General features: G+C 63.0%; 19 protein-coding genes. 12 read left to right on the forward strand and 7 right to left on the reverse strand.

What is annotated here, in order from left to right:
• Positions 1-43: 43 nt before the first annotated feature.
• Positions 44-1,339, reverse strand: coding sequence for a peptidoglycan DD-metalloendopeptidase family protein (locus ACX3P0_RS07420; RefSeq protein WP_459087641.1), 1,296 nt, complete (start codon positions 1,337-1,339; stop codon positions 44-46).
• A gap of 127 nt (positions 1,340-1,466) precedes the next feature.
• Positions 1,467-1,934 (reverse strand): thioredoxin-dependent thiol peroxidase, encoded by a 468-nt coding sequence (gene bcp, locus ACX3P0_RS07425; RefSeq protein ID WP_459079734.1) that lies wholly within the window; start codon positions 1,932-1,934, stop codon positions 1,467-1,469.
• A 240-nt stretch (positions 1,935-2,174) separates the two neighbouring features.
• Here bcp and ACX3P0_RS07430 point away from each other — a divergent pair, with 240 nt between their 5' ends.
• Positions 2,175-5,567: a hypothetical protein gene (locus ACX3P0_RS07430; RefSeq protein WP_459087643.1), complete on the forward strand. Its 3,393-nt coding sequence runs from the start codon at positions 2,175-2,177 to the stop codon at positions 5,565-5,567.
• Between the two features lie 172 nt (positions 5,568-5,739).
• Here ACX3P0_RS07430 and tyrS read toward each other — a convergent pair whose 3' ends face one another.
• Entirely contained in the window at positions 5,740-6,993 is a 1,254-nt protein-coding gene (gene tyrS, locus ACX3P0_RS07435) for a tyrosine--tRNA ligase (RefSeq protein WP_459087645.1), read from the reverse strand.
• A gap of 105 nt (positions 6,994-7,098) precedes the next feature.
• On the opposite strand from tyrS, the gene ACX3P0_RS07440 reads away from it, so the two are divergent.
• A complete protein-coding gene (locus tag ACX3P0_RS07440; protein WP_459087647.1) occupies positions 7,099-8,247 on the forward strand; it encodes an anhydro-N-acetylmuramic acid kinase in 1,149 nt (382 codons plus the stop codon).
• Here the strand turns inward: ACX3P0_RS07440 and ACX3P0_RS07445 are convergent.
• Positions 8,244-8,900: an FMN-binding negative transcriptional regulator gene (locus tag ACX3P0_RS07445; protein ID WP_459087649.1), complete on the reverse strand. Its 657-nt coding sequence runs from the start codon at positions 8,898-8,900 to the stop codon at positions 8,244-8,246. The two genes, ACX3P0_RS07440 and ACX3P0_RS07445, sit on opposite strands and share 4 nt — an antisense overlap.
• 80 nt (positions 8,901-8,980) lie before the next feature.
• Positions 8,981-9,655 (reverse strand): alpha/beta hydrolase, encoded by a 675-nt coding sequence (locus ACX3P0_RS07450; protein ID WP_459079739.1) that lies wholly within the window; start codon positions 9,653-9,655, stop codon positions 8,981-8,983.
• 245 nt (positions 9,656-9,900) lie between these two features.
• On the opposite strand from ACX3P0_RS07450, the gene ACX3P0_RS07455 reads away from it, so the two are divergent.
• The 8 genes from ACX3P0_RS07455 (at position 9,901) to ACX3P0_RS07490 (ending at position 17,783) form a co-directional block, all read left to right on the forward strand.
• Complete coding sequence (locus ACX3P0_RS07455; protein WP_459087650.1) at positions 9,901-11,061, forward strand: cysteine desulfurase family protein; 1,161 nt, start codon at positions 9,901-9,903, stop codon at positions 11,059-11,061.
• Positions 11,062-11,263: 202 nt separating this feature from the next.
• Positions 11,264-12,787, forward strand: coding sequence for a Fe-S cluster assembly protein SufB (sufB, locus tag ACX3P0_RS07460; RefSeq protein ID WP_459087652.1), 1,524 nt, complete (start codon positions 11,264-11,266; stop codon positions 12,785-12,787).
• A 45-nt stretch (positions 12,788-12,832) separates the two neighbouring features.
• On the forward strand, positions 12,833-13,588 hold the full coding sequence (gene sufC, locus ACX3P0_RS07465; RefSeq protein WP_459087654.1) for a Fe-S cluster assembly ATPase SufC: 756 nt from the start codon (positions 12,833-12,835) through the stop codon (positions 13,586-13,588).
• Between the two features lie 10 nt (positions 13,589-13,598).
• Positions 13,599-14,867: a Fe-S cluster assembly protein SufD gene (gene sufD, locus ACX3P0_RS07470; RefSeq protein ID WP_459087656.1), complete on the forward strand. Its 1,269-nt coding sequence runs from the start codon at positions 13,599-13,601 to the stop codon at positions 14,865-14,867.
• Positions 14,868-15,057: 190 nt separating this feature from the next.
• Positions 15,058-16,299 carry a cysteine desulfurase gene (locus tag ACX3P0_RS07475; RefSeq protein WP_459087658.1) on the forward strand — a complete coding sequence of 414 codons (1,242 nt, stop codon included), beginning with the start codon at positions 15,058-15,060 and terminating at the stop codon, positions 16,297-16,299.
• A 5-nt stretch (positions 16,300-16,304) separates the two neighbouring features.
• The gene (locus ACX3P0_RS07480) at positions 16,305-16,691 is read left to right on the forward strand and encodes an SUF system Fe-S cluster assembly protein (RefSeq protein WP_459079745.1); all 387 of its coding nucleotides are present in this window, start codon (positions 16,305-16,307) and stop codon (positions 16,689-16,691) included.
• 88 nt (positions 16,692-16,779) lie between these two features.
• On the forward strand, positions 16,780-17,166 hold the full coding sequence (gene sufA / locus ACX3P0_RS07485; RefSeq protein ID WP_459079746.1) for a Fe-S cluster assembly scaffold SufA: 387 nt from the start codon (positions 16,780-16,782) through the stop codon (positions 17,164-17,166).
• A gap of 293 nt (positions 17,167-17,459) precedes the next feature.
• A complete protein-coding gene (locus ACX3P0_RS07490) occupies positions 17,460-17,783 on the forward strand; it encodes a TfoX/Sxy family protein (protein WP_459087660.1) in 324 nt (107 codons plus the stop codon).
• A gap of 148 nt (positions 17,784-17,931) precedes the next feature.
• On the opposite strand, the gene ACX3P0_RS07495 is transcribed toward ACX3P0_RS07490, so the two are convergent.
• Positions 17,932-18,849 (reverse strand): pseudouridine-5'-phosphate glycosidase, encoded by a 918-nt coding sequence (locus ACX3P0_RS07495; protein ID WP_459087662.1) that lies wholly within the window; start codon positions 18,847-18,849, stop codon positions 17,932-17,934.
• A 22-nt stretch (positions 18,850-18,871) separates the two neighbouring features.
• A complete protein-coding gene (locus tag ACX3P0_RS07500; RefSeq protein WP_459087664.1) occupies positions 18,872-19,825 on the reverse strand; it encodes a carbohydrate kinase family protein in 954 nt (317 codons plus the stop codon).
• A gap of 273 nt (positions 19,826-20,098) precedes the next feature.
• Here ACX3P0_RS07500 and recA point away from each other — a divergent pair, with 273 nt between their 5' ends.
• Together recA and alaS are read left to right on the forward strand one after the other, a co-directional pair.
• The gene (gene recA / locus ACX3P0_RS07505; RefSeq protein WP_459079750.1) at positions 20,099-21,199 is read left to right on the forward strand and encodes a recombinase RecA; all 1,101 of its coding nucleotides are present in this window, start codon (positions 20,099-20,101) and stop codon (positions 21,197-21,199) included.
• A gap of 259 nt (positions 21,200-21,458) precedes the next feature.
• Positions 21,459-24,125, forward strand: a complete 2,667-nt coding sequence (gene alaS / locus ACX3P0_RS07510) for an alanine--tRNA ligase (protein WP_459087666.1) — start codon at positions 21,459-21,461, stop codon at positions 24,123-24,125.
• Positions 24,126-24,139: the final 14 nt, after the last annotated feature.

Here is a 24,139-nt window from a genome sequence, read left to right on the forward strand (position 1 = left end):
GACCGAACCGCCGCAAGATTGACCCGCCTGTAACCGTCCAGAATCAAAGGTATTTGGCGACCTGCTTGCCGACCTTCAGGAAGCGCAGTGGGTTGATCGCCTGGCCCTTGAGGCGGATTTCGTAATGCAAATGAGGGCCGGTCGAGCGGCCGCTGCTGCCTGTCTTGCCGACGACATCGCCGGCATTGAGCTTGTCGCCGACCTTCACCAGAACCTCGCTGAGATGGGCGTAGCGCGTCGCATAGCCCTGGCCGTGGTCGACCTCGACCATGCGTCCATAGCCGCCGTTCCAGCCGGCCTTGGTGACGACGCCGGGAGCCGTGACGGTCGCCGACATGCCGACTGGCGCGCGAAAATCCATTCCCGAATGCAGGGCGGCCGCGCCGATGATGGGATCGGTGCGAACACCGAACGGGCTGGTCACGGCATGGCCCGGCGCGGGATTGGCCAGCGGCAGCCGGCGCGCTTCCGTCTTCAGCTTGTCCAGCGTGTCGAGCGCTTCGTCCAGATCCTTGACCTTGCTGTCGAACATCGTCGAGCTGTCGACCGGGATCAGCGGGCCGCCGACATCGCTCTTGCCAAAGGCGTCCGGGCTCAAATCGCTGTCGACTGGCAGCCCGGCTGCCTCCAGCGCGTCGGAAATGGCGTCGGCCTTGTCGTAGGCGTTTTCAGCCAACTCGGTAATGTGCGTCAGTTGCTTCGCCTCGATGCTGCGAAGCGACTGGTTGATCGAGACGAACAGCTTGTCGGCCATGTCGGCTGAGGTTTCGCTCGGCGCTTTGGTCGATCGGGTAGACCACAGCGAGAACGGCCGCGTGCCGGTGGCGTCGAGGCTGGCAAGCCGCACGCTCTGGGTGGTGATGCTGTCGGTCAGTTCCGCGCGGTCGGGCTTGCTGCCGGGCAGGGGGGCGGCAGCGGGCAAGGGGGTGCCGACGGCATTCTCCGCCCTTTCCAGTATGGGGCCAAGCCGGCCATGACGTTCGCTCAACTCGGTCTGGCGTTCGATAAGTTCGCTGACCTTGGTTTCCATCAATTGCTGGTCGAGAAGCTGGCGGCTGGTGATGCGGTCGACCTGCGCGCGCAGCGCCGAAATGCGATCTTCATAGGCCTGCTGCATGCGCGCCTGCCGCGCCGTGGTCGCGCCGATGAGATCGTCGCGCAGGACCAGATAGGACGTTGCCAGAAGATAGCCGACCGCCATCGCCGCCAGCGCCGAGCCCAGGAAAGCGACAACCCATGGGCGCAGCGTAAAGTGCCGTATCTCATCGCCATGCGCGATGATGATCGTGTGGGGTTCCTTTCGCCTGCCGAAGACCGTGGATTGTCCGATTGCACTCACGAGCTCAAAGCTTTCATCCACCGCACCAAAGATGCAGCCGATTACACATCGTTAAGGTTAACAAAGCTTTGCGTGAAGGGTCCTGGATTATGGGGCCGGGACCCTACGCAGGGGCGTTCTGGCCCGGCTAAAGCGCCTGCGCCGCCTCCAGTACGGCTTGCGCATGGCCTTTCACCTTCACCTTACGCCAGATGCCGGCGATCCGGCCATCACGCCCGACCAGGAAGGTGGCGCGCTCGACGCCCATGTAGCGGCGTCCATACATCGACTTTTCCACCCACACGCCATAGGCTTCGATGATCTTGCGTTCCTCGTCGGCGACGAGTTCGACCGTCAGTTCGTGCTTGGCGCTGAATTTCCGATGCTTGGCGGCGCTGTCTGGCGAGATGCCGATCACCGTGACGCCGGCCTTTTCGAAGGCCGGTTTCAGCCGCGAAAAGTCGATCGCCTCGCTCGTGCAGCCGCTGGTATCGTCGCGGGGGTAAAAGTAGAGGACGAAGGGCTTGCCGGAAAAATCGGAAAGCATGCTTGTCTGGCCATCCTCTCGCACCAGTTCAAACGCAGGGGCCGGGTCACCAATTTTCATTTCTGTCATATACTTGCCCTTGTTTGACGTTACGCGCGCAAGAATTGTTATAATGCCGAACGGGGATTCGTCCACGATCTGAGTTCGCGAAACAAAAGCTGGAGCGGTTCCTGTCTTGGCTGAAGCAGTTCTGTTTCCTCGATGGCGAGGCGGTCCGCCGGCATTACCTGGTAGTGTCGGGTTCGCCCATCGGGAAAGCCGGCTGATGGTCACCGGCACAGCGGCTCCGGCCGATCCGGGGCCGACGTAGTGGATCAGGACCATCCCCGGCACGAGAAGATAAAGTTCAGGCGCGACGAAATCGCCGATCTGGGCGCATTGCCGTCCGCATGCGATCTGCCGGCCATGGAGAGAAGTTCGGTCAGGCGGCTGGCCCGCGGCCTTGGGCAGCTGCTTGTCGGTCTGGCGGCGCTGGTGCTGTTGCTGGCGGTCGCGGTCTCCGCGATCAACTGGCTGGGTCTTGGCTCCGAGCGCCTGCGCGCCGAGGCGGAGCGCGCGGTGGAGGAACTGGCCGGCGTCGATGTCGACGTGGCCGTCGGCCCGGCCCGGATAACGCTCGACGGGGCGAGCTTTCTGGCGCTGCAGGTCGATGGCGTCAGCCTCAAGACGGCGGATGGCCAGCCCATGCTGGATGCCGGCCGGATTCGCTTCGGCGTCAGGCTTTTCCCGTTGCTCGGCGGCAAGCTCAGCCTGAGCAGCGCCAGGATTTCCGACGCCCGCCTTGTGCTCGCCTCGCTTCCTTCCACCGGTGGGAGCGGTTGGGCAGAAGGCTTGCACAATGGCGACGGCCTGATCGACCCCGACAAGGTGATCGGCGCGGCCTTCGCGGCGGTTCATCAGGCGCTGGACGCGGTGCGCCTGGATTCGTTGCGCGAAATAAGGCTCGCCAATGTCGAACTGGTGCTGCCGAAGACGGGGCTGGTCAAGCTGGTCAGCATCGCCAAGGCAAGGGCCGTTCAGGCCGGGCGAGGGCAGATGCGGCTCACCGCACAGGCCGACATCGACGGAAGGGCACTGGCCGTTGACGCTTCGGCCACGCGCGACCCCGAAACGCACCTTGTTACGGCGCTGGATGTGCAGGCCGACCTGGGGACGACGGCAAGCGCCGCTGTATCGGCCGGCGGATCGAAGCTTGGCACGCTGGCGCTGCATTTTACCGGCAATGAGGGCAGCGATGGAAAGCCGCGTCAACTGGTGGCGGCACTGTCGCTGAAGGGCTCGGTGCTCGATTCCGGCCGCCACGGCCTGCTGCCTGCCGACATCGATCTCGACGCCACGCTGGCTGCCGGAACGAACAAGCTGTCGATCGGCCGGCTGCAGATGAAGACGGGCCGCTCCACCTTTCTATTCGCGGGTTCGGTCGGGCCGAAGCCTGCCAGGGGCGTTGCCGGCGAGGAGCCATCCTACCGCTACGATCTGGTCAGCGACGGTTCGGTGCTGGCGCCCCTCGAATCGCCGGAAGCCGCAATGCCGTTCGTCGCCCGGATAGCGGGCACCTATTCGACGACGACGCGAAAACTGGCGGCGGACACCATCGCCGTCAGGTCGGCCGGCAATGGCGAAGTGCGTGGCTCGGCCCTGGTGGACTTTGTCGAGGGCAAGGAGCCGGGGCTGATGCTGGCGCTCAATGTTCACGACATGCCAGTCTCGCACGTCAAGCAATTGTGGCCATGGCTTTCGGCAGCCAATGCGCGCCGCTGGGTCCTGAACAACCTTTTCGGCGGGCGCGTAACCGATGCGACGCTTCAGTTCCAGGTGGCGCCGGGCCGGTTGGGCGACGGCAGGAAGCTTACCGCCGAGGAAGTATCAGGCCGGTTTCAGGTAGAGGGCTCGCGCTTCGATACGGCCGGGCGCATTCCCCCGGTGCGCGACGCGAACGGTGTCGTCGAGTTCCACGGCGACGATGTCGCCATTTCGCTGTCTTCCGGCACGGTCTACATGCCGAGCGGCCGCACCGTGGCGGCCAGCAACGGCAGGCTCGACATAAAGCGGGCCGATAATCCGCCCGTCATCGGCGTGCTCGACATCGATGTCGCGGGCGAAGCGCCGGCCATCGTCGAGCTTTCCTCCTATGAACCGATCAACGCGATGCGCCATGTCGGCCTGCTGCCTGCCGACATATCGGGAACGGTGACGGGCAACGTCAAGGCGGATATTCCGCTTCAGTCCGGAGCCGACACGAAGGATCTCGGCTGGCTGGTGGCGCTGGACTACAAGGGGTTGGCGCTGGCAAAGCCGTTCGACGGGCAGATGGTGAGCAGCGCCGACGGTTCGATCACGGTCGATCCGAAAAAGGCCGTGATCGACGCGCATGCGCTGCTGAACGGCATACCGGCGGACATCGACATGATCGAGCCGCTGGAGCCGGAAGGGCCGCCGCGCAGCCGCAAGGTGGTGCTGGCGCTGGACGACAAGACCCGCGAGACGTTCATGCCGGGATTGTCGGTGCTGCTGGACGGAACCGTAAAAGTCGCGCTCGACAGGAACGATGACGGCAGCCAGACCGTCGAGGCCGACCTGACCAACGCCCGGCTGAACATTCCGTGGGCCGGGTGGAGCAAGGGGCCGGGCATTCCCGCCAATGTCGCCTTCACCATGGCCAGCACCGACAAGACCACGACGCTGTCCGACTTCGCCCTCGACGGCAAGACGTTCGCCATCGACGGCAGCGTCGCCCTGTCGGGCGGAAGCCTGTCCTCGGCGCGCTTCACCAGGGTGGCGCTGAACAGGGGTGACGATGTCGCGGTTTCGGTGAAGCGCTCCGCCAAGGGCTACGCCGTCAGCATCAGCGGCAAGGCGCTGGATGCGCGCTCCCTTATCAAGCAGTTCATGTCCGATGCCGACACCGCCACCAAATCGGTCGGCTCGGATTCGGTTTCGGTCAGTGCCGATGTCGGTTCGCTGACCGGCTTTCACGATGAAAAACTGTCGAACCTGAAGCTCGACTACAGCGCTTCCGGGTCGCGGATAACCGGGCTAAAGGTCAGTGCGGTGGCAGGGTCGGGCGGCGCGATCACCGTCAGCAGGACGGCCAGCGGCGGGCAGCGCACGCTCGACATGAAATCGGCCGATGCCGGCGCCATCCTTCGCTTTCTGGACATCTACGATCATATGCGGGGCGGCGCGATCTCGCTGACGCTTGCCAGCGATGCGGCCGGGTCTATGCGGGGCAAGGTGGTCGCCCGCGATTTCCTCGTGGTCAACGAGCCGAAGCTGGCTTCGATCGTTTCGACAACGCCGGCCGGCGACGACCGCAGCCTCAACCAGGCGGTCAGGGGCAAGATCGACACGTCTCAAGTCAAGTTCGAGCGCGGCTATGCCGAAATCGACAAGGGCAAGGGCTATCTGAAACTGTCGAACGGCGTGCTGCGCGGCCCCTTGATCGGCACGACTTTCCAGGGAACGCTCTACGACCAGAACGACCATATGGACATGACCGGCACGTTCATGCCGGCCTATGGCCTAAACCGCATATTCGGGGAACTTCCCATCATCGGCGCGCTGCTCGGCAATGGCCGTGACCGCGGCCTGATCGGCGTGACCTACCGGCTGCGGGGAGCCGCCAGCAAGCCGGTTCTGACCATCAACCCGCTATCGGTCATCGCGCCGGGCATCTTCCGCTCGATTTTCGAGTTTCGCTGACGCGCGTTCCTTCTCCCCTTGTGGGAGAAGGTGGCCGACCCCGGACCTGTTCCGGGGGAGGTCGGATGAGGGGTGTTCCAGCTTGGCACCGCCGCTATCCGTCCAACACCCCTCATCCCTTTCGGCGCTGCGCGCCAATCCACCTTCTCCCACAAGGGGAGAAGGCGAGGCTTCACACCGGGCGCACCAATATGTGTTTTTTCTTGCCGAGAGAAAGCTTTATGGCGTTTTCCGGACTCAGATCCTGAAGTGTCACCGATCGCTTGTCGTCGGTGACCAACTGGTCGTTGAGGCGAAGCGCGCCGCCCTGGATGTGGCGCCGCGCTTCGCCGTTGGAGGCGGCAAGGCCCGCCGTAACGAACAGCGACAGGATGCCGACACCGGCCTCGAGCGTCGCGCGCGCCACCTCGACTGTCGGCAAGGTATCGGCAGTAACGCCTTCCTCGAACGTTTTGCGGGCGGTCTCGCCGGCGGCGTCCGCGGCTTCGCGCCCATGCAGCAGCGTGGTGATCGCGGTCGCGAGGATCTTCTTGGCCTCGTTGATTTCCAACCCGCCCAGTGCCTCCAGCCGTGCGATCTCGGAAAGCGGCATGGTGGTGTAGAGCTTCAGGAAGCGGCCGACATCGGCGTCTTCGGTGTTGCGCCAGTATTGCCAGAAATCATAGGCCGAAAGCATGTCGGGGTTCAGCCACACCGCACCGTTCATCGACTTGCCCATCTTGGCGCCCGACGAGGTGGTCAGCAGCGGCGTGGTCAGCGCGTAAAGCTGCGGCGTGTCGAGCCGACGGCCAAGGTCGATGCCGTTGACGATGTTGCCCCACTGGTCCGACCCGCCCATCTGCAGCCGCACGCCGTGGCGGCGGTTCAGTTCAACGAAGTCGTAGGCCTGCAGGATCATGTAGTTGAATTCGAGGAAGGACAGCGATTGCTCGCGGTCGAGCCGCTGCTTGACCGAATCGAACGACAGCATCCGGTTGACGGAAAAATGCTGGCCGACATCGCGCAGGAACTCGAGATAGTTGAGCGGCAAAAGCCATTCCGCATTGTTGGCCATCAACGCATCGTTGGGGCCGTCACCGAAGGTCAGATAGTTCGAAAAAACCTGTTTGATGCCGTCGATGTTGGACTGGATAGTCTCTGGCGTCATCAGCTTGCGCGCCTCGTCCTTGAAGGACGGGTCGCCGACCATACCGGTGCCGCCGCCCATCAGCGCCACCGGGCGGTGCCCGGTCTGCTGCATCCAGTACAGCATCATGATCTGGATCAGCCCGCCCGCATGCAGGCTCGATGCGGTCGGATCGAACCCGATATAGGCGCTCACCGTTTCCGTGGCGAAAAGCTTGTCCAGCCCGGCATCGTCCGAAGTCTGGTGGATGAAGCCGCGCTCGCTCATGATGCGCAGGAAGTCGGACTTGAAAGCGGCCATATTTCTTTCCCGGAAAGCTTTTGGCCTGTTTTTCAGCGGGCCGTGGCATGTGTGATCGCGCGCGTTTAGCATCTTGCAGCACGGAATCACAAGAACGGCGGCACCATGACGGCATTTTGCGCGATAGGGTTGATGAGCGGCACCTCGATGGACGGCATCGACCTTGCCATGCTCAGGACCGACGGCGAGCATTTCGTCGAACGCGGCCCGTCGTTCTTTGTCGCCTATGATGCCGATTTCCGCCGCCGCATCGAGGCGGTGCTTGAGGAGGCAAAGCAGATCGTGCGCCGCGCCGAACGGCCGGGCGACCTGGCGGCGCTGGAGCGCGAAATCACCCGCCGCCATGCCAGGGCGGTCGAAGCGTTTCTGCAAACCGAGGCGAAGGAATGGGGCCGGCCGGAAGTCATCGGCTTTCACGGCCAGACGGTGCTGCACCGCCCGCATCTCGGCCTTACCGTCCAACTTGGCGACGGCGGACTGCTTTCCTCGCTGACTGGTCTGCCTGTCGTCTACGACATGCGCGCCAACGACATGGCCCATGGCGGGCAGGGCGCGCCGCTGGTGCCGGCCTACCATGCCGCGCTCGCCCGCACGTTGCCGGAACCTTTCGCCCAAAAATACCCGGTGGTGTTCGTCAATGTCGGCGGCATCTCCAACATCACCTATGTGCCCGAAATCGGTGATCCCGTCGCCTTCGATAGCGGTCCCGGCAATACGTTGATCGATCAGTGGGTTTTTCGCGAAGGCGGCATACCCTTCGACGCGGATGGTGCGATTGCCAGCGAAGGCGGTGTGGTGGACGCGGTGGTCGAGTGCTATCTGAAAAAGCCGTTCTTCGAAAAACCCGGCCCCAAATCGCTCGACCGCAACGATTTTACGCTTGCCGATGCGGAAGGGCTTGAACTGGCCGATGGTGCGAGGACGCTCGCCGCCGTTTCGGCCCGCGCGATCCTGAAATCAGCGGAGCATCTGCCGGAGGCCCCAAAACTGTGGATCGTCTGCGGCGGCGGGCGGAAAAACCCTCATATCATCGGCGACCTGCGTGCAGGCGCGGAGAAAGCCGGCGCGGAAGTCATTTTGGCGGAAGATGCCGGTCTGGACGGCGACGCAACCGAGGCCGAGGCCTGGGCCTATCTGGCGGTGCGCGCACAAAAAGGCCTTCCGCTGACTTTCCCGACGACTACGGGGTGCCGCGAGCCGGTGTCGGGCGGCGTGATCGTGCGCCCGGACGAAGCCAAGGGCGGAAAAAGCTAAGCCTTGTCCAGTCCGCCATAGTTGCGCACCAGCCCGGCCATTTCCCGCGCATCGGCCGCTTTGGTCTCGGCATCGAGGCCTGCGGCAACGCCCGCGCGGTCGGCCACCGGGCGATTCTGGCTGACCTTCCACTTGCCGCTGATCTCGACAATATCGATCTCGATGCCGACGATTCCCTTGATCTGCGACTGAATGTAGGCGTCGGGCGCGTCCGATACCGCCCACGGCTCCTGCCGCTTGTTCTCGTGAAGCGCCGTCAGGTCGGCGATCTGCTGCGCCAGCCATGCCGCGTCGTCGACCACGCGCGCCGTGCCGCGCACCTGCACCATGGCGTAGTTCCAGGTCGGCACCACCTTGCCGGTTTCGCGTTTGGTTTCGTACCAGGAAGGCGTGATGTAGCTGTCGACACCCTGGAAGACGACCAGCACCGTCGTGCCCGGATTGTCGGCCAGCACGCGCCATTGCGGATTGGCCCTCGCAAGATGGACGCGTAGCCTGCCATGCGGCTCGACAGTGCTGTCGAGCACGAAAGGCAAGGGATTGGCGGTCGGGCCGTCTTGCCCGCCCGAAATCAGCAGGCCGAACGGATGCGCCCGGATCAGCGCATGCAGAACGTCCGGGCGCGTCTCGCGGAAAAGGGGCGGTTGATACATGAGGGTCTCCAGCGGAAGGCCTGCACCCTATTCAGCCCTGTGCCAATTTCTTGAGCCAGATCGGCCCGGTCGACTGGCAATCAGCGCAGCCGCTTGGGGCGCGGGTCGGACAATTCGCCGTTTAGCCGCCGGTCGAGATAATCCGCGCACTCTTCCAGCAGCAGCGGCGCGTCGTTCGAATAGAAATGGTTGGCGCCCGGCAGCGTCTTTTGCGTGATGGTGATGCCCTTTTGCGTGTGCAGCTTGTCGACCAGGCCCTGCACGTCCTTCGGCGGCGCGACCTTGTCGGCATCGCCATGGATGATCAGGCCGGATGACGGGCAAGGCGCCAAGAACGAGAAGTCGTAGGTATTGGGCTGCGGCGAAATCGAGATGAAGCCTTCGATTTCGGGGCGGCGCATCAAAAGCTGCATGCCGATCCACGAGCCGAACGAATAGCCGGCGACCCAGCAGCTCTTGGAATCCGGATGCAGCGACTGCACCCAGTCGAGTGCTGCCGCCGCGTCAGAAAGCTCGCCCGTGCCGTGGTCGAACTCGCCCTGGCTGCGGCCGATGCCGCGAAAATTGAAGCGCAGCGTCGTGAAATCGCGCTTCTGGAACATATAGAAGAGGTCGTACACGATCTTGTTGTTCATCGTGCCGCCGAACTGCGGGTGCGGGTGCAGGATGATGGCGATCGGGGCGCTCTTTTCCTTGGAAGGCTGATAACGGCCTTCCAAGCGACCGGCCGGACCTGTAAAAATGACCTCAGGCATAAAATACTCCAACTGCAACCGAAGGGTGCGGCTCCCGGTACAACTCCGTCAGATTCGACTCTGGCCTTGACGGAGAGCCAGCGTGTTTCTAAAAGCTAGTTTAGAATTGTTCAAAACTGGATAGCCAGCTTGAATTGCCAGCCATCCGCGCCGCGATGCGTAAATAGGACGGCTTGCCTTGGAATTTCAAGGAAATAACGCGCCGTCCTCGCGGAACGGCTTCTAACGGGATCGATTGGACGAAAATGGCGGCTAGACGCGCCTATCTCGACTATAATGCCAGCGCGCCGCTGCTGCCTGCCGCGCGCGATGCGATGTTGCGCGCGCTCGATGCCTCCGCGAACCCGTCGTCCGTCCACACCGAGGGCCGCGCGGCACGCGGCCTTATCGAGAATGCACGGCGCGACGTGGCTGCACTGGTCAATGGCAAGCCCGCGCATGTCGTGTTCACTTCCGGTGCGACGGAAGCGGCCGCGACCCTTTTGACGCCGGACTGGCAGATGGGCCGCGCGGCCTTGCGCATGGGCCGGCTCTATGTCTGCGAGGCCGACCATCCCTGCATCCTGAACGGCGGGCGCTTCCCGGCGGCGCAGGTGACGCGGATCGGTGTTGACGGCAATGGCGTCGCCCGGCTGGACAAGCTGGCAGAAGCGCTTGGCGCGCATGACAAGGCCGAAGGCCTGCCGCTGGTGGCAATCCACGCCGCCAACAACGAGACGGGCGTCATCCAGCCGCTTCAGCAAATTTCCACGGTGGTGAAGGCCGCAGGCGGCGTTCTGGTGCTGGATGCCGTGCAGGCGGCGGGGCGAATTCCACTCGATATCGCAGCGGGTTACGCGGATTATCTGATTCTGTCCTCGCACAAGATCGGCGGCCCGCAAGGAGCGGGCGCCATCGTTGCCGCGGCCGACCTGATGATGCCGAAGCCGCTTATTCCCGGCGGCGGCCAGGAGAAGGGCCATCGCGGCGGCACCGAAAACCTTGCCGCCATCGCCGGCTTCGGCGCGGCGGCGCAGGCAGCACTTGCCGGCCTGAACGCCGTCGAGGCCGTCCGCCGCCTTCGCGATGCGTTGGAAGCAACGGTGACGGCGCTGGTGCCCGACGCCCAAATCTTTGGAGCGGGCACGCAGCGTCTTGCCAACACGACATTCTTTGCTATCCCGACCATGAAGGCCGAGACGGCGCAGATCGCCTTCGATCTTGCCGGTGTGTCCTTGTCGGCGGGGTCCGCCTGCTCGTCCGGCAAGATCGGGCCGAGCCATGTATTGAAGGCGATGGGGCACGAAAACCTGGGCGCATTGCGCGTCTCGATCGGACCGGCAACGAGCGCCGACGAGATCGAACTGTTTCGCGCCGCGTTGGCGAAATTCGCCGCCCGCAGCGCCAATCGCGACCGGGCCGCGTGAGCGCGATGTAGAAATCGGGCCGTAAGGCCTGAACAAGCCGTGCGTCCCGCATTGGCCGGATGAATTTCCGGTCGGGAAGCACTATATGGAACTTACGCCGCCCCGGGGGATCGCTCCATGGGTTCTCCAAGGAGACGCCAATAGGCGGTGCCATAGTTTGAAAACTGCCGGGCCTTGAACCCGGCAAGGATGGAGAACACTGATGGCTGCTGTGCAGGAAACCATCGACCAAGTCCGTTTGATCGACGTCGATCAGTACAAATACGGCTTCGAGACGATCATTGAGATGGATAAGGCCCCCAAGGGCCTGAGCGAAGACACCATTCGCTTCATTTCGGCCAAGAAGGAAGAGCCGGAGTGGATGCTTGAGTGGCGTCTGGAGGCTTATCGCCGCTGGCTGACCATGGAAGAGCCGAATTGGGCGCGCGTCGAATATCCGAAAATCGACTTTCAGGACATCCACTACTACGCGGCGCCTAAGTCCACGCCCGGGCCGACGTCGCTCGACGAGGTCGATCCCGAGTTGCTCAAGACGTATGCCAAGCTTGGCATTCCGCTGAGGGAGCAGGAAATCCTTGCCGGCGTGCAAAAGCCTGTTGCGGACGATAACAGCCTCGATGGCGAGAACGACAATGTCTACAAGTCGGGCCGCGTCGCGGTCGACGCCGTGTTCGACAGCGTGTCCGTCGTCACCACCTTCAAGAAGGAACTGGCGGCCGTCGGTGTCATCTTCTGCTCGATCACGGAAGCCATCCGCGAGCATCCCGAGCTGGTGAAGAAATATCTGGCCTCCGTGGTGCCGGTTTCCGACAACTATTACGCGACGTTGAACTCCGCCGTGTTCACCGACGGCTCGTTCGTCTATGTGCCGAAGGGCGTTCGCTGCCCGATGGAACTGTCGACCTATTTCCGTATCAACGCGACCGACACCGGCCAGTTCGAGCGCACGCTGATCATCGCCGAAGAGGGGTCTTACGTCTCCTATCTCGAAGGCTGCACCGCTCCGCAGCGCGACGAAAACCAGCTTCACGCTGCCGTGGTCGAACTGATCGCGCTGGACGACGCCGAGATCAAGTATTCGACGGTGCAGAACTGGTATCCGGGCGACGCCAACGGCAAGGGCGGCATCTACAACTTCGTTACCAAGCGCGGCGATTGTCGTGGCGATCGCTCGAAGATTTCGTGGACGCAGGTGGAAACCGGCTCGGCCATCACCTGGAAATACCCGTCCTGCATCCTGCGCGGCGACGACAGCCAGGGCGAGTTCTATTCGATCGCCGTGTCGAACGGCTACCAGCAGATCGACAGCGGCACCAAGATGATCCATCTCGGCAAGAACACGCGCAGCCGCATCATCTCCAAGGGCATCGCCGCCGGGTTCAGCCAGAACACCTATCGCGGCCAGGTTTCGGCGCACCGCAAGGCGACCAACGCGCGCAATTTCACCAATTGTGACTCACTGCTGATCGGCGACCAGTGCGGCGCGCACACCGTGCCCTACATGGAAGCCAAGAACTCGACGGCCAAATTCGAGCACGAGGCGACCACCTCGAAAATTTCGGACGACCAGAAGTTCTACGTCATGCAGCGCGGCATCCCCGAGGAAGAGGCGATCGCGCTGATCGTCAACGGCTTCGTCAAGGACGTCATCCAGCAACTGCCGATGGAATTCGCGGTCGAAGCGCAGAAGCTGATTGGCATCAGCCTCGAAGGCTCGGTCGGCTGACCGCCCGACACTGACGCGACAGACAAAAATATTCAGGAAGAAAAAATGCTAGAAATCAAGAACCTGCATGCCCGCATCGCCGATGACGGCACCGAGATCATCCGTGGCTTGAACCTGACGGTCAAGGCCGGTGAGGTCGCGGCCATCATGGGGCCGAACGGCTCGGGAAAATCGACGCTGTCCTATGTGCTCGCCGGTCGGAGCGACTATGAAGTGACCGAGGGCGACATCCTCTACAACGGCGAGAGCATCCTCGAACTGGACCCGGCCGAGCGTGCCGCCAAGGGCATTTTCCTCGCCTTCCAGTATCCGATGGAGATACCGGGCGTCGCCACCATGGAATTCTTGAAGGTGGCGATGAATGAGCAGCGCAAGGCGCGCGGCGAGGAACCGCTGAAAATTCCGGAATTCATCAAGCGGGTGAAGGAAGCGGCCGGTTTGCTCGACATGGACATGGCGATGCTGAAGCGCCCGCTCAATGTCGGCTTTTCCGGCGGCGAGAAGAAGCGCGCCGAGATTCTGCAGATGAAGCTGCTGGAGCCGAAACTGTGCGTGCTTGACGAAACCGACAGCGGCCTCGACATCGATGCGTTGAAGATCGTATCCGAGGGCGTCAACGCGCTGCGTTCGCCCGACCGCGCCGTCGTCGTCATCACCCACTACCAGCGCCTGCTGGAACACATCGTGCCGGATTCGGTGCATGTGCTCTACAAGGGCCAGGTCATCAAGTCCGGCGACAAGTCGCTGGCGCTCGACCTTGAAGCCAATGGCTATGCCGGCGTGATCGGCGAGGCCGCCTGAGGGGAACGTCATGAACATGCATTTACAACCTCAGCGTACCCAGGCAGAAACCGCGCTCATCGACGCTTTCGGCGACCGCCAGTCGCTGTTGCCGGGCGACGGCGCGGTGATGGTGAAGCGCGACGAGGCTATCGAAGCGATCAAGCACGGCCTGCCGACGCGGCGCGTCGAATCCTGGCATTATACGGATCTGCGCCGCCTGCTGACCGCGGTGCCGGATTTTTCGACCTCTGCCGCCGCGAAGCCGGTTGCGCCCATCGTTGACGGCTCGCTGGTGCTGCCGGTGCTCAACGGCGTGTCGAGCGCGAAAGCCTCGAACGTCGAAGGCGTCACGGTCGAGCGCCTAGCCGACAAATTGACGGACGGAAGCTTCGCGCCCGCCCTTGACCTCTACGGAACCGACGACGCCATCGGCGCGCTGAACGTGGCCTTTGTCGCTGACGGCTATTTCGTCGACATCGCCGCTGGTGCTGCAATCGAAAAGCCGGTCGAACTGCAAAACATGCTGACCGGTGGCCAGAGCCATGTGCGGCTGCCGGTGCGGGTTGGCGCCGGCGCGAAAGCAACCATCGTCGAGCGCCAGATTGGTGCTGGCGACGGCATGGCCAGTTCGGTCAGCCAGTTGACGCTTGGCGACGATGCCGAGGTGACCTGGATCATCGTGCAGGAGCAGCCGGATACGGCGACGCATCTGGCGCAGTTCAAGGCCGAGCTTGGCAAGAACTCGAAGCTGACGCTGTTCTTTATGAACATCGGCGGCAGGCTGGTGCGTCAGGAAATCAACGTCCTGACCAAGGGCGAGGGCTGCGACTTCCAGTTGCGCGGCATCAACCTTCTGGCTGGCGACACCCATACCGACGTGACCATGGTGCTCGACCATTCCGTGCCCAACACCACCTCGACGGAAGTCGTGCGCAATGTGGTGACCGGCCAGGCCCACGGTGTCTTCCAGGGCCGCATCAACGTGCACCAATACGCCCAGAAGACCAACGCCAACATGGCCTGCAACACGCTGCTTCTGTCAGATGATGGCGAGTTCTCGACCAAGCCCGAGCTGGAAATCTTCGCCGACGACGTGGTCTGCGGCCATGGCGCGACGGTTACCGAGATCGACCACAACCATCTGTTCTATCTGATGGCGCGCGGCATCGACGAGAAGACGGCGCGCGGCTTGTTGGTCAAGGCCTTCGTTGCCGCGGTTATCGAGGAACTGGACGACGAACAGATGGTCGAAGCGCTCGAACTGAAGTTGGACGACTGGTTCGTCGCGCATGGGTGAGTGAGGTGCGTCCTTCGAGGCTCGCCCTTGAAGGACACAGTGAACCGCAAACGATCTCGCGGGCTCGCACCTCAGGATGGGAAGAACAACGCTTCCGTATCCGCTTCGAAGTGGGGGATGTTACAACGCTCCTCATCCTGAGGTGCGAGCGGAGCGAGCCTCGAAGGACGCACGACAAAGGTACGTTGAAGTGGACCAGAAAATCGAAACCGTTCCCTATGATGTCGAGGCGATCCGCCGCGACTTCCCGATCCTGTCGCGCGAAGTCTACGGCAAACCTCTCGTCTATCTCGACAACGGCGCGTCGGCGCAGAAGCCGCAAGTGGTGCTGGACGCCATCCAGCACGCTTATGCCCATGACTACGCCAACGTCCATCGCGGCCTGCATTTCCTGTCGAACGCGGCGACCGATGCCTATGAAAAATCACGCGAATCGGTGCGTCGCTTCCTCAACGCGCCCAGCACCGACAATATCGTCTTCACCTCCAACTCGACCGCCGCCATCAACACAGTCGCCTACGGTTTCGGCATGCCGAACATTGGCGCGGGCGACGAGATCGTGCTGTCGATCCTGGAGCACCATTCCAACATCGTACCGTGGCATTTCATCCGCGAGCGGCAGGGCGCGAAGCTGGTCTGGGTGCCGGTGGACGACCTTGGCGGCTTCCACATCGAGGATTTCGAAAAGAGCCTGACCGACAAAACCAGGCTTGTCGCCATCACCCATATGTCGAATGCGCTCGGCACGGTGACGCCGATCAAGGAAATCTGCCGCATCGCGCATGCGAGAAATATCCCGGTGCTGGTCGATGGTAGCCAGAGCGCCGTGCATATGCCGATCGACGTGCAGGACCTCGATTGCGATTTCTTCGTCTTCACCGGCCACAAGGTCTACGGGCCCTCCGGCATCGGCGTGCTCTACGGCAAGAAGGAAATGCTGGAACGCATGCGGCCCTTCATGGGCGGCGGCGAGATGATCGAGGAGGTGACCGAGGACGTCGTTACCTACAACGAGCCGCCGCATCGTTTCGAGGCCGGCACGCCGCCGATCGTACAGGCCATCGGGCTGGGTGCCGCGCTCGACTATATGGAAAGCATCGGCCGCGAGCGTATCGCCGCGCACGAAGCCGATTTGAAAAACTACGCGCATGAGCGGCTTAGCGCCATCAACTCGCTGCGCATTTTCGGCGACGCGCCGGGCAAGGGCGCGATCGTCTCGTTCGAATTGCAGGGCATTCACGCGCATGACGTGTCGATGGTGATCGATCGGCAGGGCGTGGCGGTCCGCGCGGGCACGCATTGCGCCCAGCCGCTGTTGAAACGCTTTGGCGTAACCTCCACATGCAGGGCATCGTTCGGCATGTACAATACACGGGGCGAAGTGGACGCCCTTGCCGACGCGCTTGAAAAAGCGAGAAAGTTCTTCGGGTGACTATCATGGAACAAGCTGACCACCACGCCACATCGGGAATGGTTGCCGAAGGCGTAGCCGCTCCCTCCGCCATTCCAGCCGACGAATTGGCGCGGCTTACCGACGACATCGTCTCGGCGCTGAAAACCGTCTACGATCCTGAAATTCCGGCCGACATCTACGAACTCGGCCTGATCTACAAGATCGACATCGAAGACGACCGCCAGGTCAAGATCGAGATGACGCTGACCGCGCCCGGCTGCCCGGTAGCTGGCGAAATGCCCGGCTGGGTGGAAAACGCCGTGGGCGCGGTGGAAGGCGTTTCCGGCATCGAAGTCACCATGACTTTCGATCCGCCGTGGTCGCCCGACCGCATGTCGGAAGAGGCGCAGGTGGCGGTCGGCTGGTACTGATCGCCCTTGCGTCAAGCGCGAATCTTCACCATCTTACAGGCAGTTGCGTTCCGCAGGCCTTGAACCTAGCGTGGAAGCGGAGAATGAGATGAGAAGTTTTTCCGTCATCAGCATGACCGAAAAGGCAGCGACCCGCGTGCTCGAGATCGTTTCGTCGCGAGAAAACGCGCATGGCATCCGCCTCGGCATCAAGAAGGGCGGCTGCGCCGGCATGGAATATACGGTCGATCTGGTGACCGAGCCGAGCCCCAAGGACGACCATATCGAGCGCGACGGCGCGCATGTCTATGTCGCCCCGGAAGCGGCCCTTTTCCTGTTCGGCACGCAGATGGATTTCGAGCAGACGCCTTTGCGCACCGGCTTCACCTTCTCCAACCCGAACCAGAGCTCGGCCTGCGGCTGCGGCGAATCCGTCGAACTGAAGCCCGCCGATCTCAAGGCGCTGGCCGAAGCGAGAGCACAAAGCGCGGCTTAGGCGGCTCTCCGGCCAACACCCCTCATCCGTCTCGCCGCTCCGCGTCGATCCACCGCCCTGGGCGAGTCACGGGCCTCGCCCGCCCTTCGGGCCCCACAAGGGGAGAAGGTAAGAGCGTGGCGTCGTCGCCTCCGCCAATCACCAATGTTGACGATTGGCAGTATGGATAATGCAGACGTTACCTTCTCCCCTTGTGGGAGAAGGTGGATCGGCGAAGCCGAGACGGATGAGGGGTGTTAGCGCAAGAAGAATCCGGACCTGACACGCACAACCGCCCATGCCATCATACCCCCATGGACAACGAACGCCTCGCCGAACTTTTCGAAAGCCTCGGACCCATTTCGATCCGACGCCTGTTCGGCGGCAAGGGCATCTATTTCGACGGTGTCATCATCGCCATCGAAATGCGCGGCGAATTGCTGCTGAAGGGCGATGGCGAAAGCGCGACGGATTTTCTCGCCGCCGGCTGCCGGCAATGGACCTATACCGGCTCCCGCCACGGCAAGGAGGTCGCCATGCCCTATTGGAGCGTGCCGGACAGCGCCCTCGACGATCCCGACGAGATGGTTGTCTGGGCGCGCCGAGCCTACGAGGCGGGATTGAGAAGCGGCAAGTGACGCGTTTGCATTCTTGATCGCGATGGCTCGCCGGAATCCATGCCTCAGCCTCGGAGTCGCTGAGCCGGTTCAGAAGAATCGCAATTGTACAATGAGACCGTCGTAACGCTCATGGAGGCACGGCCGCAGATGGCGCCGGACAAAGGCGCTACAGCGCCTTGGCAATCCTCGCCGCCAGCCGTGCATTGTTCTCAACCAGTGCGATGTTGGTTTTCAGGCTGCGTCCATTGGTCAGTTCGAGGATTTTCCCCAGCAGGAACGGCGTCACCGCCTTGCCGCTGACATGCAGCGCTTCGGCGGCCTTCTGCGCCGCCTCGATATAGGAGGCCATCTCGGCCGCCGGGATCTCATCGCCTTCCGGCACCGGATTGGCGATCAGCATGCCGCCGCCGAGCCCCAGCGCCTGCCGTGTTTTGAAAAGTTGCGCCATCTCGCCCGGTGAATGCAGCGTCAGCGGCGCGCGAAAGGGCGAATGCCGCGACCAGAACGCCGGCATGACCTCACAGCCATGGCCGATCACCGGCACGCCGCGCGTTTCCAGTACTTCCAGGGTCTTTTCGATGTCCAAAATGGCCTTCGCGCCGGCCGATACAACGATGACGGGCGTGCGCGCCAATTCGTCCAGGTCGGCCGAAATATCGAAGCTTTTTTCCGCGCCCTTGTGCACGCCGCCGATGCCGCCGGTGGCGAACACTTTTATTCCGACGATATGCGCGCAGATCATGGTGGCGGCGACCGTGGTTCCGCCGGTGCGCCCCTGCGACACGGCAAAACCGAGATCGGCGCGAGACAGTTTCATGGCGTCGCCGGTCATCGCCAGCGATTCGCGCTCGCCGTCGGAAAGGCCGATCTTGATGCGCCCGTTCACCACCGCGATGGTTGCCGGCAGGGCGCCTTCGTCGATGATGATCTTTTCGACATCGGCCGCCATGGCGCCATTGTCGGGGTAGGGCATGCCGTGGGTGATGATGGTCGATTCCAGCGCCACGACGGGCCGGCCGGTGGCTAGCGCCTCGGCCACGGGCGGATGAAGATCGATAAAGGGACGGGCGGTTTCCGGGATCATGGTTGGCTCCATTTCGTCGCTTTCATGCCAAAACCCTGGCTTCCGGCACAAGAGCGAGCGCCTCGTCAAAGGCAATCGCCGTTAAATCCGGCACCGTGTCGCGGCTTTCGATGGCAAGGATCGCCGCCGCCACGCCTTCGCGCAGGGCGGAGTGCAACATCTGTCCCCGCAGCAACGCCGCCACAGTCGCGCCCGCCAGCGCATCGCCGGCCCCGGTGACGTCGGCGACATAGCGCGGCGCGGGTGGCGCGATGGTGAAGATATCCTCTTCGTCAAAAGCCAGCACCGGTGCGTTTCCAGACGTGATCACGCCGGCCTTGAGTCCAGTCCTGCGCAAGCCCGCAACGACGGCTTCTTCATCCGCATGGCGATCCAAGCCTGTGAGAGCGGCGGTCTCGCGGCGGTTCATGAACAAGAGCGACAGCCGGTCCATCACCGGCTTCAGCCGCATCACCTTGGCCGGCGAAATGGCGATTGCGAACAGGGGCTTGCCCTGCACAAGGTCCACCAGCCGTTCCAAAGCCGCCGCCGGCAGATTGGCGTCGCACAGCACGGCGTCGGTGGCGTCGATCGCTTCGCGCACCTTGGCCCGCTTCATCTGTTTCGGAAACGCCAGTTCATAAAGCTCCATGTCGGCAAATCCGGCGATCAACTCGCCGTCGCGGTCGATCAGGGCGGTGTAACTTGGCGTCGAGCGGTCGAGAAACACCGCCGAAATGTCCGTGATGCCGGCCTCGGCAATCGCCTGCGCCACGCTGTCGGCCCCGGAATCGCCCCCGCGCACGGACAGCAGCGAGGCTGAAACGCCGCGCTGCACTGCATTGCGCAACGCGTTGAAGACGCCGCCGCCGACATCGTCACGCATCCTACCCGGGTTGGAGGCGGCCGGCACGTACGGGCCGGAGACCTGGCCGCGCCGGTCGATATGCGCACCGCCTATCGCCAGGATGTGAAAGGATTTAGAGGAACCGGCCACGCAATTTCCATTTTCAAATTCGCATCCAAGGCTAGACTGCCTGGGCTGGCCGGGCAATCCGCCAAGGCGATTCGCAACGTCACGCTACCGCCCGGCAACCGCCCGTTGGGATGCATTCTATATGATCATTGAGAAACAAAAATAGAACAAACTGGAATAATGCAATGTTTACAGTTGGTTGACCTCTCTTGTCAAAAGAGAACAAAGAGAGTACATACATGGCAGGTTCACGGCGTTGTCGGGCCTTCATTGACGACCAAGGGGTGATGTATCATGGCTCAGAATTCTTTGCGGCTGGTAGAGGACAAAGCGGTGGATAAATCTAAGGCTCTGGACGCGGCGCTGTCGCAGATCGAACGCGCGTTCGGCAAGGGCTCGATCATGCGGCTGGGCGCAAACGAGCAGGTAGTCGAGATCGAAACGGTGCCGACAGGCTCGCTCGGCCTCGACATCGCGCTAGGCGTCGGCGGTCTGCCGCGCGGCCGCATTGTTGAAATTTACGGCCCGGAAAGCTCGGGCAAGACCACGCTGGCGCTGCACACGGTGGCCGAAGCCCAGAAAAAGGGCGGTATCTGCGCCTTTGTCGACGCCGAACATGCGCTTGATCCGGTCTATGCCCGCAAGCTTGGCGTCGATCTTGAAAATCTGCTGATTTCGCAGCCCGATACGGGCGAGCAGGCGCTGGAAATCTGCGACACGCTGGTGCGTTCGGGCGCCATCGACGTGCTGGTGATCGATTCGGTGGCGGCGCTGACGCCACGCGCCGAGATCGAGGGCGAGATGGGCGATTCGCTGCCCGGCCTCCAGGCCCGCCTGATGAGCCAGGCCCTGCGCAAGCTGACGGCCTCCATCTCGCGCTCCAACACCATGGTCATCTTCATCAACCAGATCCGCATGAAGATCGGTGTCATGTTCGGCTCGCCGGAAACCACCACCGGCGGCAACGCGCTGAAATTCTATGCCTCGGTGCGCCTCGATATCCGCCGCATCGGCTCGGTCAAGGACCGCGACGAGGTCGTCGGCAACCAGACCCGCGTCAAGGTGGTCAAGAACAAGCTGGCACCGCCCTTCAAGGTGGTCGAATTCGACATCATGTATGGCGAGGGCGTCTCCAAGACCGGCGAGCTTGTCGATCTGGGCGTCAAGGCGGGCATCGTCGAAAAGTCCGGCGCGTGGTTCTCCTACAATTCGCAGCGGCTTGGCCAGGGCCGGGAGAACGCAAAGATTTTCCTGCGCGACAATCCCGATACCGCGCGCGAGGTCGAGTTGGCGATCCGCCAGAATGCCGGCCTGATTGCGGAAAAATTCCTCGAAGACGGTGGTCCCGAAAAGGACGATGGCGAGGATTTCGAGGGCGAAGCCGGCGCGATGTAGCATCCTGCCCGGCGTGCCGCAGGAACGGCGCTTCAGCGTACCACGTTGTGTAAAATAGTTGAGTGTTTCAAGCCGCCGGCGCCGGGTTCTGACCCCGACCGGCGGTTTTGGCTTTTCGGCCCCGGGATCGTTGGTTGCGCCGGCGCATCACGGGCTTCGGTTCGCTTCTTGTGTTTCTGGACAGGGTGCGGCGCGCCCGTTAAAAGGCCGGTGTCCATTTCCGCCGGCTTGCGGCGATTTTTCGAAAAAGGCGGCATTGATGAGCGGCGTGAACGAAATCCGGTCGGCATTCCTCGACTATTTCCGCGGGCAGGGCCATGAGGTCGTGGCCTCGAGCCCGCTTGTCCCGCGCAACGATCCGACCCTGATGTTCACCAATGCCGGCATGGTGCAGTTCAAGAACGTCTTCACCGGCCTGGAGACGCGGCCGTATTCGCGCGCCACCACCTCGCAGAAATGCGTTCGTGCCGGCGGCAAGCACAACGACCTCGACAATGTCGGCTACACCGCGCGCCACCACACGTTTTTCGAGATGCTCGGCAATTTCTCCTTTGGCGACTATTTCAAGGAACGCGCCATCGAGCTTGCCTGGAACCTGATCACCAAGGAATTCGGCCTCGACCGTAACCGCCTGCTGGTGACGGTCTATCATACCGACGATGCGGCCGCCGGGTTCTGGAAGAAGATCGCCGGGCTGCCCGAGGAGAAAATAATCCGCATCGCCACCAGCGACAATTTCTGGGCGATGGGCGATACCGGCCCTTGCGGTCCCTGCTCGGAGATTTTTTTCGACCATGGTGATCACATTCCAGGTGGCCCTCCCGGCAGTCCCGATGAGGACGGCGACCGCTTTATCGAGATATGGAACCTCGTCTTCATGCAGTTCGAGCAGTTGACGAAGGCCGAGCGCGTCGAGCTTCCCCGCCCGTCGATCGACACCGGCATGGGGCTGGAGCGCGTCGCCGCCGTCATGCAGGGCGTTCACGACAACTACGACATCGACCTGTTCAAGGCGCTGATCCGTGCCTCGGAAGAGGCGACCGGCGTGAAGGCCGAAGGCGCCAACCGCGCCAGCCACCGCGTCATTGCCGATCATCTGCGCGCGTCCAGCTTTCTCATCGCCGATGGCGTCCTGCCGTCGAACGAAGGGCGCGGTTATGTGCTTCGCCGCATCATGCGCCGCGCCATGCGCCATGCGCAATTGCTGGGGGCTGCCGATCCGCTGATGTGGCGGCTGGTGCCGGCGCTGGTGCGCGAAATGGGCCAGGCCTATCCCGAACTGGTGCGCGGCGAGGCGCTGATTACCGAGACGCTGAAGCTTGAAGAAAGGCGCTTTCGCAAGACGCTGGCGCGCGGCCTTGGCCTGCTCAACGAGGCGACCGAGGGCATGTCCAGCGGCGGCCGTCTCAACGGCGAGACGGCGTTCAAGCTCTACGACACCTATGGCTTCCCGCTTGATCTCACCCAGGATGCGTTGCGCCAGCGCGGCGTTTCCGTCGACATGGAGGGCTTTGACGCCGCTATGGCGCGCCAGAAGGCCGAAGCGCGGGCGCACTGGTCCGGCTCCGGCGAGGCGGCGACGGAGGCCGTCTGGTTCGGCGTGCGTGAAAAGGCCGGCGCGACCGAATTCCTGGGCTACGCCACCGAGCAGGCCGAAGGCATCGTCGAGGCGCTGGTCAAGGACGGCGCTGTCGTCGATAGCGCGGTCACGGGCGACGCGATCGCCGTCGTCGTCAACCAGACACCGTTCTACGGTGAGTCCGGCGGGCAGATGGGCGATGCCGGCACTATCTCCGGCGAGGGTTTCGTCATCGAGATCACCGACACGCAGAAGAAGGGCGACGGCCTGTTCGTGCATTTCGGCAAGGTCGCCAAGGGCACGGTCAAGACCGGCGCTGCGGTCGAATTCAAGGTCGATCATGCCCGCCGTACACTGCTGCGCGCCAACCATTCAGCCACGCATCTGGTCCACGAGGCGTTGCGCGAGGTGCTCGGCACCCATGTCGCGCAAAAGGGCTCGCTGGTGGCGCCGGAACGGCTGCGCTTCGATTTTTCCCATCCAAAGCCGATTTCCGCTGAAGAACTGGAGCGGGTCGAGGCCATGGCCAACGCCATCGTTGTCCAAAACAGTCCTGTCACCACCCGTTTGATGAGCGTGGACGACGCCATTGCCGAGGGTGCGATGGCGCTGTTCGGCGAAAAATATGGCGATGAGGTCCGTGCCGTCTCGATGGGCACGGCGATTCTCGGCGAAAAGGCGGGAAAGCCCTATTCAGTGGAACTGTGCGGCGGCACCCATGTCGGCGCGACCGGGGATATCGGCCTGATCCGGCTGGTGTCGGAGGGGGCGGTGGCGGCCGGCGTGCGGCGCATAGAAGCGATGACGGGTGACGCCGCGCGAAAGCACCTGGACGAGCAGGACAAGCGGCTCAAGTCGGCGGCCTCGGTGCTGAAGGTCGCGCCTTCCGATGTTCCGGCCCGCGTCGAAGCATTGCTCGACGAGCGCAAGAAGCTTGAAAAGGAACTGACGGAAGCGCGCAAGAAACTCGCGCTTGGCGGCGGCTCGACCGCCGACGGCGCGAGCGAGAACGAAATCGTTGCCGGCGTCGGCTTTCTGGGCAAGGCGGTCAGCGGCGTCTCGCCCAAAGATCTGAAGCCGCTGGCCGATGCCGGCAAGCAGGCGCTCGGCTCCGGCGTGGTCGTGTTCGTCGGTGCCGGCGAAGACAACAAGGCGAGCGTCGTCGTGGCCGTCACGGACGATTTGACCGACCGCTTCAGCGCGGTCGATCTGGTGCGCGCCGCTTCCGCAGCGCTTGGCGGGCAGGGCGGCGGTGGCCGGCCGGACATGGCGCAGGCAGGCGGCCCGGACGCCTCCAAGGCCGGTGCGGCGATCGCGGCGGTCAAGGCAGCGCTTCAGGCGGCCTGAGTCAAACGGGTCAG

The organism is Mesorhizobium sp. A556, from assembly GCF_054489545.1.